The sequence below is a fragment of the Streptomyces lavendulae subsp. lavendulae genome, from assembly GCF_002803845.1.
Lineage (GTDB): Bacteria > Actinomycetota > Actinomycetes > Streptomycetales > Streptomycetaceae > Streptomyces > Streptomyces lavendulae.
On sequence record NZ_CP024985.1, the window covers coordinates 4,889,093 to 4,904,166 of the forward strand.

Genomic DNA, 15,074 nt, shown 5'->3' on the forward strand with positions numbered 1-15,074 from the left:
GCCGCCGCGTGTCCGCGGCCTGTTGCTGTTGCCGCTGATTCCCCTCGCCCCGGCGAGCCGAATCGATACAGCAGCGGTCCCCGGCCGGCCCGGCCCCTTTCCGGCTGCTGCCGCACCGCATCCCCCGCAGAACACCTCGCAGAAACCTTCCGCCCCACCCCCGTGCGTCACCCCCGGAGAGTGTCCGTGTCCGCGTCCCCCCAGGCCCAGGCTCCCGCCAAGGCCTCGTTCAAGTTCCCGTTCTGGGCCCAGATAGTCGCCGGCCTCGCGCTCGGCGTCCTGTTCGGCTGGCTCGCCCGCAGCCAGGACATCAGCTGGCTCAAGACCACCCTCGAACAGGTCGGCGACATCTTCATCCAGCTGCTGAAGCTGGCCGTCGCACCCCTGGTCTTCTTCGCGATCCTGGTGTCCATCACCAACCTCCGCAAGGTGAACAACGCCGCGCGGCTCGCCACCCGCACGCTGCTCTGGTTCATGATCACCTCGCTGATCGCGGTCGCCATCGGCCTCGCCCTCGGCCTGCTGACCGACCCGGGCGCCGGCACCGGCCTCACCCCGGCCGACGGCAAGGAGCCCAAGCGGCACGGCTCCTGGATCGACTTCCTGACCGGCATCGTGCCGAAGGACATCATCACGCCGTTCACCGAGCTGAACGTCCTGCAGATCGTCTTCCTCGCCGCCGTCGCGGGCATCGCCGCCCTCCAGCTCGGCAGCAAGGCCCAGCCCGTCCTGAACCTGGCCGAGTCGGTCCTGGAGCTCCTCCAGAAGGCTCTGTGGTGGGTCATCCGCCTCGCCCCGATCGGCACCGTCGGCCTCATCGGCACCGCCATCGCCAGCTACGGCTGGGACCTGATCGGCAAGTACGCCACCTTCACCGCCGACATCTACATCGGCTGCGCCCTGGTCATGTTCGGCGTCTACCCGCTGCTCCTCGCGACGGTCGCCAAGGTCAACCCGGTCCAGTTCTTCAAGGGCGCCTGGCCCGCGATCCAGCTCGCCTTCGTCTCCCGCTCCTCGGTCGGCACCATGCCGGTCACCCAGAAGGTCACCGAGCGCCTCGGCGTCCCGAAGGAGTACGCCTCCTTCGCCGTCCCGTTCGGCGCCACGACCAAGATGGACGGCTGCGCCGCGATCTACCCGGCACTCGCCGCGATCTTCATCGCGAACATCTTCGACGTGCAGCTGGGCATCAAGGAGTACCTGCTCATCGCGTTCGTCTCGGTCGTCGGCTCCGCCGCCACGGCCGGCCTCACCGGCGCGACCGTGATGCTGACCCTCACCCTCTCCACGCTGGGCCTGCCGCTGGCCGGCGTCGGCCTGCTGATGGCGATCGACCCGATCCTCGACATGATGCGCACCGCCACCAACGTGGCCGGCCAGGCGCTCGTCCCGGTCCTGGTCTCCGCCCGTGAGGGGATCCTGGACAAGGAGGCGTACGCCGCCGCCTCGTCCTCCCCGCTCGACGAGCCCGCCGCCGCCCCGGCGCCCGCCGAACCGGCGAAGGTCCCCGTCGCCGCCTGACGCACACGCACCCGTCACAGCCCCCGCCCCCGTCCGGGCGGGGGCTGTGGTGCGCCGTGACCGAGGAGAACGGGGTCGTTCAGACCGTCTGCCAGCGCAGGAACGCGAGGGTGGCGAGGAGGAAGGGTCCCGCGTACCACCAGCGGCCCAGCGTGCGGTGGAAGAGGGGCAGGGCGGTGAGCAGCAGCCCGACGAAGCACAGCCCGACACTGATCCCGGCCATGAGCCGGGCGTCGTCGCGCATGCGGTCGTCCGGGAAGTCGGGCCGCAACACCAGCGCGCCGTAACAGAAGTACGCGGCGGGCAGGTAGCAGAAGAGAGCCAGGGGGAGGCCCAGCACCCACCGCAGGCAACCCCGGTCGGCGGGCAGGTCGACGGACTCGCGGCGCGGGCTCAGAACAGGACCGCCAGCCGGACCGAGGCGACGGCGCCGAGCACGACGGCCGGGGTGGTCCACCACAGGCCCAGCGCCCGCCGGACCGAGGGGCGCAGGCACAACTGGATCGCGCCGATGCTGAGGCAGACCGACAGCAGGCAGGCCAGCCCGGCCGCCCCGAGCCCGTCCCGGTCCGAGGGGGCCGAGCGCCCGTCGCCGAGCGCGAGGCAGACGGCGGCGGCGTCGAGCAGGTACGCGGCCGCGAGCACGGAGCCGGCGACCTTACGGATCCATGCCTGATCGGCGCCCGGCCGGGGGAACGAGGTCTTCACGCTGATCATGACCCTCGCGGGGGGCCGGACGGTTGCACGGCAGGCGGCGCGAAACGGAGCCGGAGCCCGTCATCGCCGCAGCCGTGACGGCGTCCACAGCCGGACGGTGTCGTCGTCGCCGCTGGCGAGGGTACTGCCGTCGGGGCTGAAGGCGACCGAGGTGACGTTGCCGGTGTGGCCGGTGAGGGTGACGACGCTTTTGCCTGCGGCGACGTCCCACAGCCGGACGGTCCTGTCGTTGCCGCCGCTGGCCAGGGTCCTGCCGTCGGGGCTGAAGGCGACGGAGGTGACGATGTCGGTGTGGCCTTTGAGCTTGACGGGGGCCGCATCGCGTCGGGTGGCGTCCCACAGCCGGACGGTGCCGTCGACACAGGCACTGGCGAGGGTCCTGCCGTCAGGGCTGAAGACGACCGAGGTCACCGTGTCGTCGTGGCTCGGTACGTCGAAGGGGTCGGTGGAGGACCGGTGGCCGCCGACGTCCCACAGGCGCAGGGATGTGTCGAGGCGGCCGACGGCGACGGTCCTGCCGTCCGGGCTGAACGCCAGCGCGGTCGCCGTGACGTTCATTTTGACGACCAGGCCGGTGGCCTGTCCGAGCCCGGTGTCCCAGATCTGGAGCACCCCTCCTTCCCTCCCGGTGGCGAGGGTCTTGCCGTCCGGGCTGAAGGCCATCGACCTCAGGACGCCGCCACCGTCACCCGTGCCGGAGGGTTCGGTGAAGACGGTGCCGGAACGGCGGGCGACGTCCCACAACTGCACCTCGGTCCTGGCGAGGGCGAGCGTGGTGAGGCCGGGACCGAAGGCCACTGCCTGCGGGCGGTCGGAACTGCCGGTGGGGGTGGCCGTGCTGGTGCGTTTGGAGGTGTCCCAGAGGCGGACGACGCGGTTCCCGTCCACGCTCCCGAGGTTCGTGCCGTCCTGGCTGAACGCCATCGCCCGCACGGAACCGGAGTGACCGGCGAGGACGACCGACGGCTCCGTGCCGTCGCCCCCGAGCTTCCAGGCCGCGAACCCGCCCCCCGACGCGGCGGCCACGATGCCGAGGCCTCCGAGGACGAGGCCCCGGCGGGAGGGACCGCGTCGCGCGGCGGGGACGGCCGGCCCGGCGGGCGCGGTCTCCGGTCGTCCTGCCGCGGGCGCCGGTGCTGGAGACGGCGCGGGAGCCGGGCGCAGCAGGGCCCGGAGCCGCTCGGTGGTGGCGGGGGCGTCCGGACGGTCGGCGGGGTCCTTGGCCAGGAGGGAGGCCACCAGCTCCGCGAGGGCGGCCGGTACGTCGGCCCGTACGTCGCCCAGCGCGGGCGGGGTCTCCTCCAGGTGCCGGCGCATCAGCACCCAGACCGCCTGCCCGTCGCCGGGGAACGGCGGCCCGCCGGTCAGCAGCGCGAACAGCACGCACCCCAGGGCGTACAGATCGCAGCTCGCTTCGACGTGTTCGCCGCGCCACTGCTCGGGCGCCATGTACGACGGCGTCCCGAACACTCGGCCCGTGACGGTGAGGCCGCCGGTGGAGTCCGCGGTGCGGGCGATGCCGAAGTCGCAGATCTTCAGGCGGCCGTCGGTGAGGAGGAAGAGGTTCGCGGGTTTCAGGTCCCGGTGCACCACCTTCTGGGCGTGCGCCGCCTCCAGGGCCTCCGCCGTCCGGAGGCCGAGCCCGAGCGCCTCCGGCAGCGGCAGGCCGCCGCCGGGGGAGCGGGCCAGCAGGTGGGCGAGGTCCTCGCCCTCCAGCAGCTCCATGACGGTGAACAGCCGGTCCTCGTGCTGCCCGATGTCGTGGACGACCGTGATCCCGGGATGCTGGAGCCGCGCCCCGATCGCCGCCTCGCGCCGGAACCTGCGCAGCAGTTCCTCGGAGGCGTCGAACTCCAGCAGCACCTTCACCGCAACGGCCCGGCCCAGCTCGACGTCGTACGCCCGCCACACCTCGCCGCTGCCGCCCTGTCCGAGCCGCACGTCCAGCCGGTACCGCCCGGCCAACCGCTCCCCCGCCCGCATCGTGCCCCCTGGAATGACTCAACCCCGTTGTCGTCAGGGGCCATTGTGTAGCACGGGAGTGCGAGAGGAAGCCGTGTGGGGGAGGAGGCGTGGAGCGTGGCCGGGACCGTGAAGCGGGGGTCGGGATCCGGTGTTCCTCGACGTAAACCGATTCAAGTACCGGGGGAAATCCAACCAACCCACCCCTCCGGCTCCCCGCTCACTCACACGGGTGAACTGTGCCAACTGGGCTGGATTTCAGGAGGGTTGCCGGGCATATGCTCGCCCCGCAACCTCAGAACTGAGACGGCCCCCGCCGGGACTGGCATCCCGGGCGAGGGCCTGACCAACTAGGAAGTAGCACCTTCCCAATGGCTCTTGAGCACCCTAGCGCGCGCCCGCGCGCCGCGTCCCGGCATCGCACCGGAACCGCCCCATCAGGTGTCATCCACGTCAACGTGCGGCACGCCGATCAGTACACCGTGGTGGGCAACCACCTCGCCCAGCACCGGGTGTTGTCGCTCGTCGCGATCGGCCTCGCGCTCCACATCCAGTCGCTGCCCGCCGGTGCCAGGGTCGGCATCAAGGCGCTCGCCGAGCGGTTCCCCGAGGGGGAGGTCCGGATCGCCACCGCCCTGCGGGAGCTGGAGGCCCACGGGTACCTGGAGCGCAGCCGCGTACGGACCGAGCACGGGCGGCTGGTGACCCGGACCGTGTCCTACAACCGGCCCCGCACGCCCGGCGGCCCCGTCCCCGACCCGCCGCCACCGCCGCCGGGCCGGGTGCCCGTACCGGAGCCGGAGCCGGTGGCGGAGGCCGTGGCGCAGGCCGTGGCGGCACCGGTGGCCGAGCCGGGGCCCGCGGCCGAGGCCCCGCCGGCGGACCCCGCCCGGCAGGAGGCCGTCGACCTGCTCGCCCGGCTGCGGGCCGACGACCCCCGGCTGCTGCTCGCGGAGCGCGACGTGCGGCAGCTCGCGCCGGGGGTGACCGCCTGGCTCGACCGGGGCGCCGATCCGGAAGCGGTGCGGCACGCGCTCTCCGGGAACCTGCCCGCCGACCTGCGCAGCCCGGCCGCGGTGATCGGCTACCGGCTGCGGGCCGGGATCCCGCCGCGGATGCCGACGGCCCCAGCTCCCGCTCCGCAGGCCCGGCGGCCCGATCCGTTCCAGACCTGCGACGGCTGCGAACGCGCCTTCCGCGCCCCGGCCCCGGGCCGCTGCCGCGACTGCCCGCCGCCCGGGGGGCCGACGGCCGCGAACGCGGCGTAGCGGCCCGCCCCTACCCGCCGCACCGCATGCAGAAGAACGGGGTCCACTTCAGGCCCGGGGCCATCCGCTTCGTGGCCCAGGGCTTGCCCCCCGGGCCCGCGGCGTAGACGGTGATCGCGTACGGGTATTCGGGTTCGGGCCGTTCCTGGACGTAGATCTTGCCCCGGAACACGCCGCCGAGGTAGACCCAGCCGCTCCACTTGCCGTCCATGTTGTGGCGCGTCCACATCGCTTCGTCGGTGCCGACGATGAACTGCTCCTTGTGGCCGTCCGGGAGCGCGTGGTCGGTGACCCCGTACTCGCAGATGTAGAGGCCTCCGCCCCCCGCCTCGCACGTGGACGCCTGCGCCGCGGGTGCGGCGGCCAGGGTCAGTCCTGCGACGGCCGCGCCCGCGAGAACGACCGCCTTGATCCTCTTCATGGTGCGCGTGTGCCCTTCGGTGTTCGTCCGCGGTGGCCCGGCCGTTCCTACTCGGCCTCGGGGCACTTCAGGCAGTCGAACGGGGTCCACTCCAGCCCCGGCGCCAGCCGGGTCCGGCCCCAGGCCTTGTCCCACTGGCCCGTGGCGTAGATGGTGATCGCGTACGGGTGGTCGGGGTCGGGGCGCTCCTGGATCGAGATCTTGCTCTTGACCGGGCCGCCGAGCGAAACCCAGCTGCTCCACTTGCCGGCCGTGGTGAAGCGCGTCCACATCGCGTTGTCGGTGCCGACGAGGAACTGTTCCTTCTCGCCGCCCGGGAGCGCGTGCTTGGTGACCCCGTACTCGCAGATGTAGAGGCCCCCGCCGCCCGCCTCGCACGTGGACGCCTGTGCCGGTGTGGCGGCGACGGTCAGTCCGGCGACGGCGGCGGCCGCGAGGATGACGGCCTTCAACTTCTTCATGCTGGAACAGCCCTTCTGTGCAACGTCGGTAACCGTTGGTCGGTCGGCTCCCGTACGCCCGTTCACCCTAGGGGCGGTCCGCGGCCCCTTCCGGCGCGTGGCGGGTGCCTGTGGGAAGGGCTGCCCGAAGAAGCAGCGGCCGCGTGGGCCGGGAGGTCCGGCAGGGCAGTTCCGGCAGGTCGCGAGGGCAGGGGCGGCCGGTCAGGCCTTCCGCTCGGCGGCGCTGCGCTCGACGCAGAACTCGTTGCCCTCGGGGTCCGTCATGGTCACCCAGCCGGTGCCGTCCGGGTTGCGGTGGTCGCCCGCGACGGTGGCGCCGAGGGAGAGGAGCCGTTCCACTTCCTCGTCGCGGGTGCGGTCCTGTGGCTGGAGGTCCAGGTGCACCCGGTTCTTGGCGGTCTTGGTGTCCGCGACGGTGATGAAGAGGAGGGAGGTGCCGGGCGCGGTCACCAGCGCTTCCGGGTCGCCCGGGTGGTCGTCGTCGGCGAGGGAGCCGTCCAGGGCCCCGGCCCAGAAGCGGGCCAGGGCGTAGGCGTCGGAGCAGTCGAAGGTCACGTGGCGCACGAGAGAACTCATGGGCGGCACTATCGGCCGCCCGGGCGGTGGCTGTCCACGGAGTTTCGGGCCGTCGGCGCTTCTGGCGGGGTGGTGGTGATGGTGCTACGGTCACTAGCACCATGTTGCTGAGGCTGAACACCGCGGACCCACGTCCCCTCCACGAACAGGTGGCGGGAGCCGTCCGGCGCGCCATCGCCGAGGGCGAATGCGCCCCCGGAGACCGGATCCCGCCCGCACGGGACCTGGCGGGGGCGCTCGGGGTCAATGCCAACACCGTCCTGCGGGCGTTGCGCGTCCTGCGCGACGAGGGGCTGCTGGAGTTCCGGCGGGGCCGCGGGGTGACCGTCGCGGAGGGGGCGGGCGGGCGCTCGGGGCTGCTGGACCGCGTGCGCGGACTGGTGGAGGACGGGGCGCGGCTCGGGTACAGCAAGGCCGATCTCATCGAGATGATCAGGGAGTTGCCGTGAAGGACCGGACGGGGTGGGGCGTGGCCGGCGGGGCCGCGGGGGTTCTGGTGCTACTGGTGGGGATGCCGGTGGCCGCGAGCGGGCGGCTGCCGGAGCGGCTGGCCACGCACTGGTCCTCGGGCTCGGGGGCCCCGGACGGCTCGATGCCGCTGTGGGCGGCGGCGCTGTTCCCGGCGCTGATCTGGGCGGTCGTCGTGGCGGGGGTCGTCCTCGTCCGGCGGTTCGCGGGGCCGGGCGGCGGCTGGACCGCGGGCACGCTGCCCGGTGTCGGGGTGGGGCTGGCCGGGGCGCAGGCCGCGATCGTACGGGCCAACCTGGACCGGGCGGACTGGCGGCAGGCCGGGTCGTTGACGGCGTGGGTCGTGGGGGTCGCGGTGGCGGCCGTACTGGCGGCGGTCGGCGGGGCGCTGGCGGGCCGCCGGGATGCGGCCGGGGCACAACCTCCCGCCGCCGGGCCCCGGATGGAGATCCCGGACGGCGAACGGCTCGTCTGGCTCTCCCGCGAGAGCAACCCGTGGCTGCGGCTGACCGCCGCCGTACTGGGCCTGGTGGCGGCGGCCGGCGCCCTGGCGGCCCTGGCCGGACTGGCCGGCCCGGCGGCGTGGGCCGTGGCCGCCCCGACCGGCTTCGCCGCCCTGGCCGTGCTGATCTGCTCGTCGGTCCGGGCGCGGGTGACGGCGGACGGCCTGGAGGTCGCCTTCGGCCCGCTCGGGCTGCCGGTGCGGCGCTGGGCGGTCCGCGACATCGAATCGGCCCGCACCGAACACCGCACACCGGCCCGGGCGGGCGGCTGGGGGTACCGCATCAACGGCCTGGGCACGACGGTGATGCTGCGCGGCGGCGAATGCCTGGTCATCCGCGCGAAGGGCCACGACTTCGCGATCAGCGTGAACGACGCGGAACGCGGCGCCGCACTGCTGAACTCCCTCGTGGTGCGCCGGGGTTAGGTCCGCGCGGGGGCCGGGGGTCAGGAGCGGGAGTAGGAGCCCAGGCCGATGAGGCAGTACACGTACTGGTTGATGACGCTGCCGTTGAGCGTGTAGCGGTACGAGAAGGCGTACTCCGTGTCCGGGTTGCTCTTGCACTGCTCCATGTCGGAGGAGAAGGGGAACCGCTGGATCACCTTGTAGTGCGCGTCCGACGCCGAGCAGGAGACCTCCTTGACGTCGTCCACCCGCTGGGCCGTCTCCGAGTCCGGGAGCCGGCCGTTGAGGCAGGTGCCCTTGTCGAAGGGGGTGGGGGCGGCCTCCGTGGTGGGGAGCGGGAGCGCCGGGAGGGTGGGCAGGGTGGGGCGCGTGGTGCTCGGGGCGTAGGTGTAGGTGGGGGTCGGGTACGGGTCCCGGGTGGTCGGGGCGGCGTACGTCGGGGTGTGGGAGGCGGTGCTCTTCGAGTCGTCGTCCTTGCCGTCGTTCGTCACGACGATGGCGATGATCACGGCCGCCACGACGCCCAGCGCCAGCAGGCAGCCCAGCGGGCTCGACTTCTTCGGCGGCGCGGCCGGCGCGGGCGCGGCCCCCGTCGGTGTCACCCGGACCCGCAGCAGCACCTCGTTGTCGCCGAAGCGGGCGCGGACCAGGTCGCCGTCGCGGGACGGCGGGATGCGCAGCCGGGCCGTGCCGTTGGGCAGGGGAACGGTGACGACCGTGCCCTCGGCGGCCTGCTGCGGGGTGAGCGGTAACTGGATTTCCTGCGGCGACACCGGCGGACTCCTCACGGCGGACGGGAGTGCGGAAGCCGTCGACCGGGCCCCCGCGGGGGATTCTGCCCAGTGGGCATGGCCTGACGCAGGCGTTCCGCGGTGCTGTTGCCGGTTGGTTACCGGCCGTGGGCCGGGGGTGGGGCAGGGGGCGGGGCCGGGGCCGGGGTGCCGATTCGTGCCGGTGGGTGTGGGCAGGGGGTGGGAGGTGGGTGAAGAAGGCGTCCTGGGGGTGGTCGGGGGTCGTTACCCGTGCGTAGATTACCGGCGGTAACCCCGGAACGACCGAGGAGAACAGCCGTGGAAGCCGAGCCGAAGCTGGTCGAGCCCGTCAAGACGACCGTCGCCGGGGTGGTGCGCGAGGTGGCGGTCCCCGCCCTCGCCGGGTTGCCCGTGAGCGGCTCGCTCGGGGACCTCCCCTTCGAGAACGCCCGGCAGGCCCCGCACGAGCCCGTGCTCGCCCGCAAGGAACCCGACGGCACCTGGCGCGACGTCACCGCCGCCGAGTTCGCCCGCGAGGTGCTCGCCGTCGCCAAGGGGCTCATCGCCGAGGGCCTCCAGGAGGGCGACCGGCTCGCGATCATGGCCCGGACCACCTACGAGTGGACCCTGCTGGACTTCGCCGGCTGGGCCGCCGGGCTGGTGACCGTACCGATCTACCCCACCTCCTCGGCCCTCCAGGCACGCTGGATCATCCACGACTCCGGGGCCGTGGCCTGCGCCGTCGAGGACACCGCGCAGGCCCGCATCATCAGCGCCGAGCGCGCCAACCTGCCCTGGCTCGCCCACCTGTGGGAGTTCGACACCGGGGCGGTCGCCCGGCTCGTCAAGGCCGGGGAGCACCTGCCCGACGCCATCGTGCACGCCCGCAGGTCCACCCGTACACCGCAGTCCGTCGCCACGATCGTCTACACCTCCGGCACCACCGGCCGGCCCAAGGGATGCGTGCTGACCCACGCCAACTTCTACGCCGAGGTCGACAACGCGGTGGAGCTGCTGCACCCCGTCTTCAAGTCGGTCACCAACGATCCGGCCTCCACCCTGCTCTTCCTCCCGCTGTCCCACATCTTCGGACGGATGGTCGCCGTCGGCTGCCTGCGGGCCCGCGTGAAACTCGGCCACGCGCCGAGCATCGCCACCGAGGACCTCCTCGCCGACCTCGCCGGCTTCCGGCCGACCTTCCTGTTGGCCATCCCCTACGTCCTGGAGAAGGTCTACAACACCGCCCGCGCCACCGCCGAGAAGATGGGCAAGGGCGCCTCCTTCGACCGGGCCTCGCGCATCGCCCAGAGCGTCGGCGAGGCGCAGAGCGAAGGCAGACGGCCCCCGATGGGCACCCGGGCCGCGCACGCCCTGTACGACCCGCTCGTCTACCGCCGCGTCCGCGCCGCCCTCGGCGGCCGCGTGCGCTACGTCCTCAGCGGCGGCTCCCCCCTCGGCCGGCGCCTCGCCGCCTTCTACACCGGCGCCGGGATCGAGGTATTCGAGGGCTACGGGCTCACCGAGACGACCGCGGCCGCCACCGTCACCCCGCCGTTGCGCCCCCGGCTCGGCACGGTCGGCTGGCCGCTGCCGGGGACGGCGGTGCGCATCGCCGACGACGGGGAGGTGCTGCTGCGCGGGGCGCACGTCTTCGCCGGCTACTGGAACGTCGCCGCGCAGCAGCCCGGCGGCTGGCTGGCCACCGGGGACATCGGCGAGCTCGACGCGGACGGGTACCTCACCATCACCGGCCGCAAGAAGGACCTGATCATCACCTCCGGCGGCAAGAACGTCGCCCCCGCCCCCCTGGAGGACTGGCTCCGCGCCCATCCGCTGGTCGGGCAGTGCATGGTCGTCGGCGACAACCGGCCCTACGTCACCGCCCTGATCACCCTCGAACCGGACGGGCTGGCGCACTGGCGGCAGATGCACAAGAAGCAGGGCGTGCCGATCCGCGAACTGATCACCGACGAGGCCCTGCTCGCCGACCTCCAGCGGGCCGTCGACGAGGCGAACGCCCTGGTCTCGCGGGCCGAGTCGATACGCCGCTTCGCGGTCCTGCCGGGGGACTTCACCGAGGAGCGGGGGCACCTGACCCCGTCGATGAAGCTCAAGCGGGGCGCGGTCGCGCGGGACCACGAGCGGGAGATCGAGGAGCTGTACCGCAAGGAGCGGTGAGCCGGGCCCGCGGCCACCCGCCCGGCGCGGGGGCAGGACCCGTCCGGCGGCGGCCGGGGGGCGGTCGGGGCGGGGCGCGCTTAGGGTGAGCTGGGCTGACCGGTCCGGGGGGCCACCCGAGGAGGGTGCCGTGCACCGTTCCCACCGCCGTACCCGCACCCCCGGCCGTACCCGCGCCCGGACCGGTGCCGCCGTCCGGACCGGCATCGCCGGACCGGCCGGTGCCCCGGCCCGGTACCCGACCACCGGCCGGCCCCGTACCCCCGTCCGGGCCCGCCTGCGTGTGCGCGGGGCCGCCGCGGTCTGTGCGGTCGTGCTGGCCTCCGCCCTCGGCGCGGGCCCCGGCCCCGGGAGCGGATCCGCCGCCCCGTCGCCCGCCGCGGGGTCCATACGGTGGGGGGACTGCCCCGAGAAGCCCGTGGCCGACGGCATGACGTGCGGATCCGTGACCGTCCCCCTCGACCACGACGACCCCGCCAAGGGGACCATCCGGGTGGCCCTCGCCCGGATCCCGGCCACCGCCCCCGGCCGCCACCCCCTCGGCTCACTGCTGCTGAACTTCGGCGGCCCCGGCGGACGCGGGACCACCTCCCTCGCCGCCGACACCGCCACCTTCGCGAAGCTCGGCGAGCGCTACGACCTCGTCACCTTCGACCCCCGAGGTGTCGGCCTCAGCGAACCCGTCTCCTGCGGCGGCTCCCAGGAGGTCGGCGACCGGGTCCCGGCCGACGCCGCCTCCCAGCTCGCCGCCCTGCGCGCCGTGGCCCGCCGCTGCGCCCTGCACTCCGGACCCGTGTTCCCGTACGTCGGCACCGTCCAGGTGGCCCGCGACCTGGAGGTCATCCGCCGGGCCCTGGGCGAGCGCAAGCTCAACTACCTCGGCTTCTCCTACGGCACCCGGCTCGGCGCCGTCTACGCCGCCCTGTTCCCCCGCCGCACCGGCCGGATGGTCCTCGACGGGGTCGACACCCTCGGCGAACCGCTCGCCGAACAGGCCCTCGCCTCGGCGCGCGGCCGCCAGCGCGCCCTGGAGCGCTTCCTCACCTGGTGCGCCCACCGCCAGACGTGCGTCTACGGCACCAACACCCGCACCGCCAAGGAACGCGTCGACGACCTCGTCGCCCGGCTCGACCGGGACCCGCTCATCGGGGACGACGGCTCCTGGTTCACCGGGCAGGACGCGGTCGACGCCATCGCCACCGCCCTGTACGCGCAGGTCGCCTGGCCCGCCCTCGCCGACGCCCTCGCCCTCGCCGAGCGGCGGCACGACCCCGTCGGGCTGATGCAGCTCGGCGGCCCCACCGGCCCGGTGCCCGACGCGGGCGACGGCCCCGCCACGGTCCCCGCCGACAACGCCGAGGCCGCCCTCACCGCCGTGAACTGCGCCGACGACCCGGACCGGAGCGAGGACCGGGCCGCCCCCGCGGCGATCGAACGGGAGATCCGGGACCTGGAGCCGGAGTTCCGCGCGGTGTCGGAGGTCTTCGGGCCGGGCCAGCTGGGAACCGTACTGGCCTGCTACGGACGCCCCGCCGGTACGGACTTCATCCGCCGGATCGACCACCCGGGTGCCCCGCGCATGCTCCTCGTCGGCACCCGCGGCGACCCGGCGACCCCGTACGAGTGGACCGAGGAGACGGCCCGCCGGCTGGGCTCGGCCGTGATCGTGGACCACAAGGGCGACGGGCACACCGGCTACGGGACCTCCGCCTGCGTACGCGGATACGCGGACGCCTTCCTCACCGAGGGCCGCCTCCCGCACGGGACGCGCGCCTGCCCCGCCGGGGAGTGACGTCCCCCGGCGGGGCGTACGGCCGCGCGGCGGCTAGCAGTTCGGGTGCGTGGCGCGTCCCGCGAAGCGGTCCGCCATCCAGTTCCCGACCTCCGGGGAGTGGGTGATCACCCCGCTGACGTGCTCACCCACCCAGACGGTGTCCCACTGCACGTCCGCGCCCCGCGCGCACCACTCGGAGCGCAGCTGCCGCCCCACGGCGTACGGGATGAGCTCGTCGCCGAGCGCGTGGTACTGGTACACCGGCGCGGCCGGGGCCGTCCGGCCGAGCCGGCTCTGGTCGAGGCGGGCCCGCCAGTCCGGCTGCGCGAGCGGGTCGCGCGTGGTGAGGTCGGAGATCCGCTCGAAGGAACCGGCGATCGCGTCGACGGCGACGCAGTTCTCCTTCATCCCGGCCACCAGGGCCCGGCCCGCCGGGTTGAGGTAGGAGTCGAGCCGCAGCTCGGGGAAGGCCGCGTCCTGCCCGGCCGCCGCCATGAAGATCAGCCCGGAGCCGTAGGAGCCGTCGTTGAAGGCGGCCACCTTCATCAGGTCCGCCGGGACCCCGCCGGTCGCCGTGCCCTTCACCTTCAGCTCCGGGGCGTACGAGCCCTGCAGCTCGGCCGCCCAGCCACTGGCCTGCCCGCCCTGCGAGTAGCCGATGATCCCGACCGGGGTGTCCGCCCCCAGCCCGGCCTCCGGCAGCCGGATCGCGGCACGGGCGGCGTCGAGCACGGCGTGGCCCGCCGAGGGGCCGACGGTGTAGGTGTGGACGCCCGGGGTGCCGAGGCCCTCGTAGTCGGTGACGACCACGGCCCAGCCGCGCAGGGTGTACTGCTGGATGAGGTTGGCCTCCATCGCGGTGCCGTTCGGCAGGTTGTTGCTCGGGGCGCAGGAATCGCCCATGCCCACGGTGCCGACGGCGTACGTGATCAGCGGGCGGGGGCCGGTGCGGCCGTCCTGCGGGACGATGACGGTGCCCGAGACCACGTTCGGGGCGCCGTCGGCGGTGGTCGAGCGGTAGCGGACCTTCCAGGCCCTGGTGCCGGTGGGCTGGCCGGGCAGCGGATGGAAGGCGGACGGGGCGCTGGAGACGATGTCGCCGGGGCGGGCGGAGTCCCCGCCGTCGGCGGCCGCGGCGGGGGCGGCGGGAATCCAGACCAGGGCGGCCAGGGCGGCCACGGCGGCCAGGGCGGTGCCGGTGCTTCGGATGCGCATGGGCGGCTCTCCCGGGGGTCCGTGTGGGGGTGGGTGAGGCGAAGGTAGTGACCGACCGGTCGGCATGTGCCTGACCCGGCAGCTCACCTTTCCTGACCCGGACTCCCACCCGCCCGCGCCGCGCAGCCCAGCCGCGCCGCCCGTCCATGCCGTCCCTCGGGAGCGCCGCCGCCTCGGCCGCGCGCCGCCCCTCAGCCGAGCGTCGAGCCCGTGACCGGATCCGGCCCGAAGTGCCGGGCGGCCACCGAGGCGATGGCCGGCACCGGCCCGGACCCCGAGACGATCTTGTACGTGTGCGCCAGGCAGGTGCGGACCGGATGGGTCCGGCCGCGCCGGGTCCCGTAGAACTCCGCCTTCAGCGGCCGCTCCTGCGGGCGCGCCAGGGCGTAGCAGACGACGGTCGTGCGGGGGTCGTCGTACCAGAACCAGTCCTTGACCGCCGGGTTGGCGAAGTCCACCCCGGCGAAGGCCACGGAGACGTCCTCGGTGCCGTACGGAGCCGTCCGCAGGGCCGCCACCAGGCCGTCCATCGACTCCCCGCGCGCCAGCACCCGCGCCTCCTCGTCGGAGTCGCCCCAGGGCGGCGGATCGTCGTCCACGTTCTCCGGGAAGGGCTCCTCGGTGCGCAGGACGGTGCCCGGCCCGGCCTGCGGGTCCCAGTTGGCCTCACCGCTGACGCTGCCCCAGTTGAGGCTCGCGTTCGCGCACAGCCGGCCCGCGAGCAGCACCCACGGCATGCGCACCACCCGCTCCCGCCCCAGGTCGAGCAGGAGCCGCCCGAAGTCCTCGCGCGTGATCAGCAGCCCCGGCTCGGCGGGGGCGAAGAAGGCGTCGGTCCAGGTACCCATGGGGCC

General features: G+C 74.1%; 15 protein-coding genes. 6 read left to right on the forward strand and 9 right to left on the reverse strand.

Annotation, left to right across the window (positions count from 1 at the left end; genetic code table 11):
* The first annotated feature begins 180 nt into the window (after nucleotides 1-180).
* The gene (locus SLAV_RS21700; protein WP_030232065.1) at nucleotides 181-1,521 is read left to right on the forward strand and encodes a dicarboxylate/amino acid:cation symporter; all 1,341 of its coding nucleotides are present in this window, start codon (nucleotides 181-183) and stop codon (nucleotides 1,519-1,521) included.
* Nucleotides 1,522-1,600: 79 nt separating this feature from the next.
* On the opposite strand, the gene SLAV_RS21705 is transcribed toward SLAV_RS21700, so the two are convergent.
* Genes SLAV_RS21705 through SLAV_RS21715 form a run of 3 tightly spaced genes read right to left on the reverse strand, consistent with a single transcriptional unit; the run spans nucleotide 1,601 to nucleotide 4,221 of the window.
* Nucleotides 1,601-1,861: a hypothetical protein gene (locus SLAV_RS21705; protein ID WP_051841069.1), complete on the reverse strand. Its 261-nt coding sequence runs from the start codon at nucleotides 1,859-1,861 to the stop codon at nucleotides 1,601-1,603.
* A 53-nt stretch (nucleotides 1,862-1,914) separates the two neighbouring features.
* Nucleotides 1,915-2,238: a hypothetical protein gene (locus SLAV_RS21710; protein WP_037687599.1), complete on the reverse strand. Its 324-nt coding sequence runs from the start codon at nucleotides 2,236-2,238 to the stop codon at nucleotides 1,915-1,917.
* Nucleotides 2,239-2,298: 60 nt separating this feature from the next.
* Complete coding sequence (locus SLAV_RS21715; protein ID WP_078950402.1) at nucleotides 2,299-4,221, reverse strand: WD40 repeat domain-containing serine/threonine protein kinase; 1,923 nt, start codon at nucleotides 4,219-4,221, stop codon at nucleotides 2,299-2,301.
* A 437-nt stretch (nucleotides 4,222-4,658) separates the two neighbouring features.
* Here SLAV_RS21715 and SLAV_RS21720 point away from each other — a divergent pair, with 437 nt between their 5' ends.
* Complete coding sequence (locus tag SLAV_RS21720; protein ID WP_234333677.1) at nucleotides 4,659-5,468, forward strand: helix-turn-helix domain-containing protein; 810 nt, start codon at nucleotides 4,659-4,661, stop codon at nucleotides 5,466-5,468.
* Nucleotides 5,469-5,478: 10 nt separating this feature from the next.
* Here the strand turns inward: SLAV_RS21720 and SLAV_RS21725 are convergent, their stop codons facing one another.
* From SLAV_RS21725 to SLAV_RS21735, 3 genes are all read right to left on the reverse strand, one after another.
* A complete protein-coding gene (locus SLAV_RS21725) occupies nucleotides 5,479-5,889 on the reverse strand; it encodes a PLL family lectin (RefSeq protein WP_051841068.1) in 411 nt (136 codons plus the stop codon).
* A 47-nt stretch (nucleotides 5,890-5,936) separates the two neighbouring features.
* The gene (locus SLAV_RS21730; RefSeq protein WP_051841067.1) at nucleotides 5,937-6,350 is read right to left on the reverse strand and encodes a hypothetical protein; all 414 of its coding nucleotides are present in this window, start codon (nucleotides 6,348-6,350) and stop codon (nucleotides 5,937-5,939) included.
* Nucleotides 6,351-6,551: 201 nt separating this feature from the next.
* A complete protein-coding gene (locus tag SLAV_RS21735; RefSeq protein ID WP_030232049.1) occupies nucleotides 6,552-6,926 on the reverse strand; it encodes a VOC family protein in 375 nt (124 codons plus the stop codon).
* Nucleotides 6,927-7,027: 101 nt separating this feature from the next.
* Between SLAV_RS21735 and SLAV_RS21740 the strand changes: the two genes are divergently transcribed.
* Together SLAV_RS21740 and SLAV_RS21745 are read left to right on the forward strand one after the other, a co-directional pair.
* On the forward strand, nucleotides 7,028-7,375 hold the full coding sequence (locus SLAV_RS21740) for a GntR family transcriptional regulator (RefSeq protein ID WP_030232046.1): 348 nt from the start codon (nucleotides 7,028-7,030) through the stop codon (nucleotides 7,373-7,375).
* Nucleotides 7,372-8,322: a DUF1648 domain-containing protein gene (locus SLAV_RS21745; RefSeq protein ID WP_051841066.1), complete on the forward strand. Its 951-nt coding sequence runs from the start codon at nucleotides 7,372-7,374 to the stop codon at nucleotides 8,320-8,322. The genes SLAV_RS21740 and SLAV_RS21745 overlap by 4 nt, the downstream gene beginning before the upstream one ends.
* 20 nt (nucleotides 8,323-8,342) lie before the next feature.
* Here SLAV_RS21745 and SLAV_RS21750 read toward each other — a convergent pair whose 3' ends face one another.
* Nucleotides 8,343-9,074, reverse strand: coding sequence for an LppU/SCO3897 family protein (locus tag SLAV_RS21750; protein ID WP_030232040.1), 732 nt, complete (start codon nucleotides 9,072-9,074; stop codon nucleotides 8,343-8,345).
* Between the two features lie 297 nt (nucleotides 9,075-9,371).
* Between SLAV_RS21750 and SLAV_RS21755 the strand changes: the two genes are divergently transcribed.
* Together SLAV_RS21755 and SLAV_RS21760 are read left to right on the forward strand one after the other, a co-directional pair.
* Nucleotides 9,372-11,231 carry an AMP-dependent synthetase/ligase gene (locus tag SLAV_RS21755; protein ID WP_030232038.1) on the forward strand — a complete coding sequence of 620 codons (1,860 nt, stop codon included), beginning with the start codon at nucleotides 9,372-9,374 and terminating at the stop codon, nucleotides 11,229-11,231.
* A 130-nt stretch (nucleotides 11,232-11,361) separates the two neighbouring features.
* On the forward strand, nucleotides 11,362-13,023 hold the full coding sequence (locus SLAV_RS21760) for an alpha/beta hydrolase (protein ID WP_234333676.1): 1,662 nt from the start codon (nucleotides 11,362-11,364) through the stop codon (nucleotides 13,021-13,023).
* 33 nt (nucleotides 13,024-13,056) lie between these two features.
* Here the strand turns inward: SLAV_RS21760 and SLAV_RS21765 are convergent, their stop codons facing one another.
* Nucleotides 13,057-14,220: a lipase family protein gene (locus SLAV_RS21765; RefSeq protein ID WP_030232032.1), complete on the reverse strand. Its 1,164-nt coding sequence runs from the start codon at nucleotides 14,218-14,220 to the stop codon at nucleotides 13,057-13,059.
* Nucleotides 14,221-14,411: 191 nt separating this feature from the next.
* Nucleotides 14,412-15,068: a hypothetical protein gene (locus tag SLAV_RS21770; protein WP_030232030.1), complete on the reverse strand. Its 657-nt coding sequence runs from the start codon at nucleotides 15,066-15,068 to the stop codon at nucleotides 14,412-14,414.
* Nucleotides 15,069-15,074: the final 6 nt, after the last annotated feature.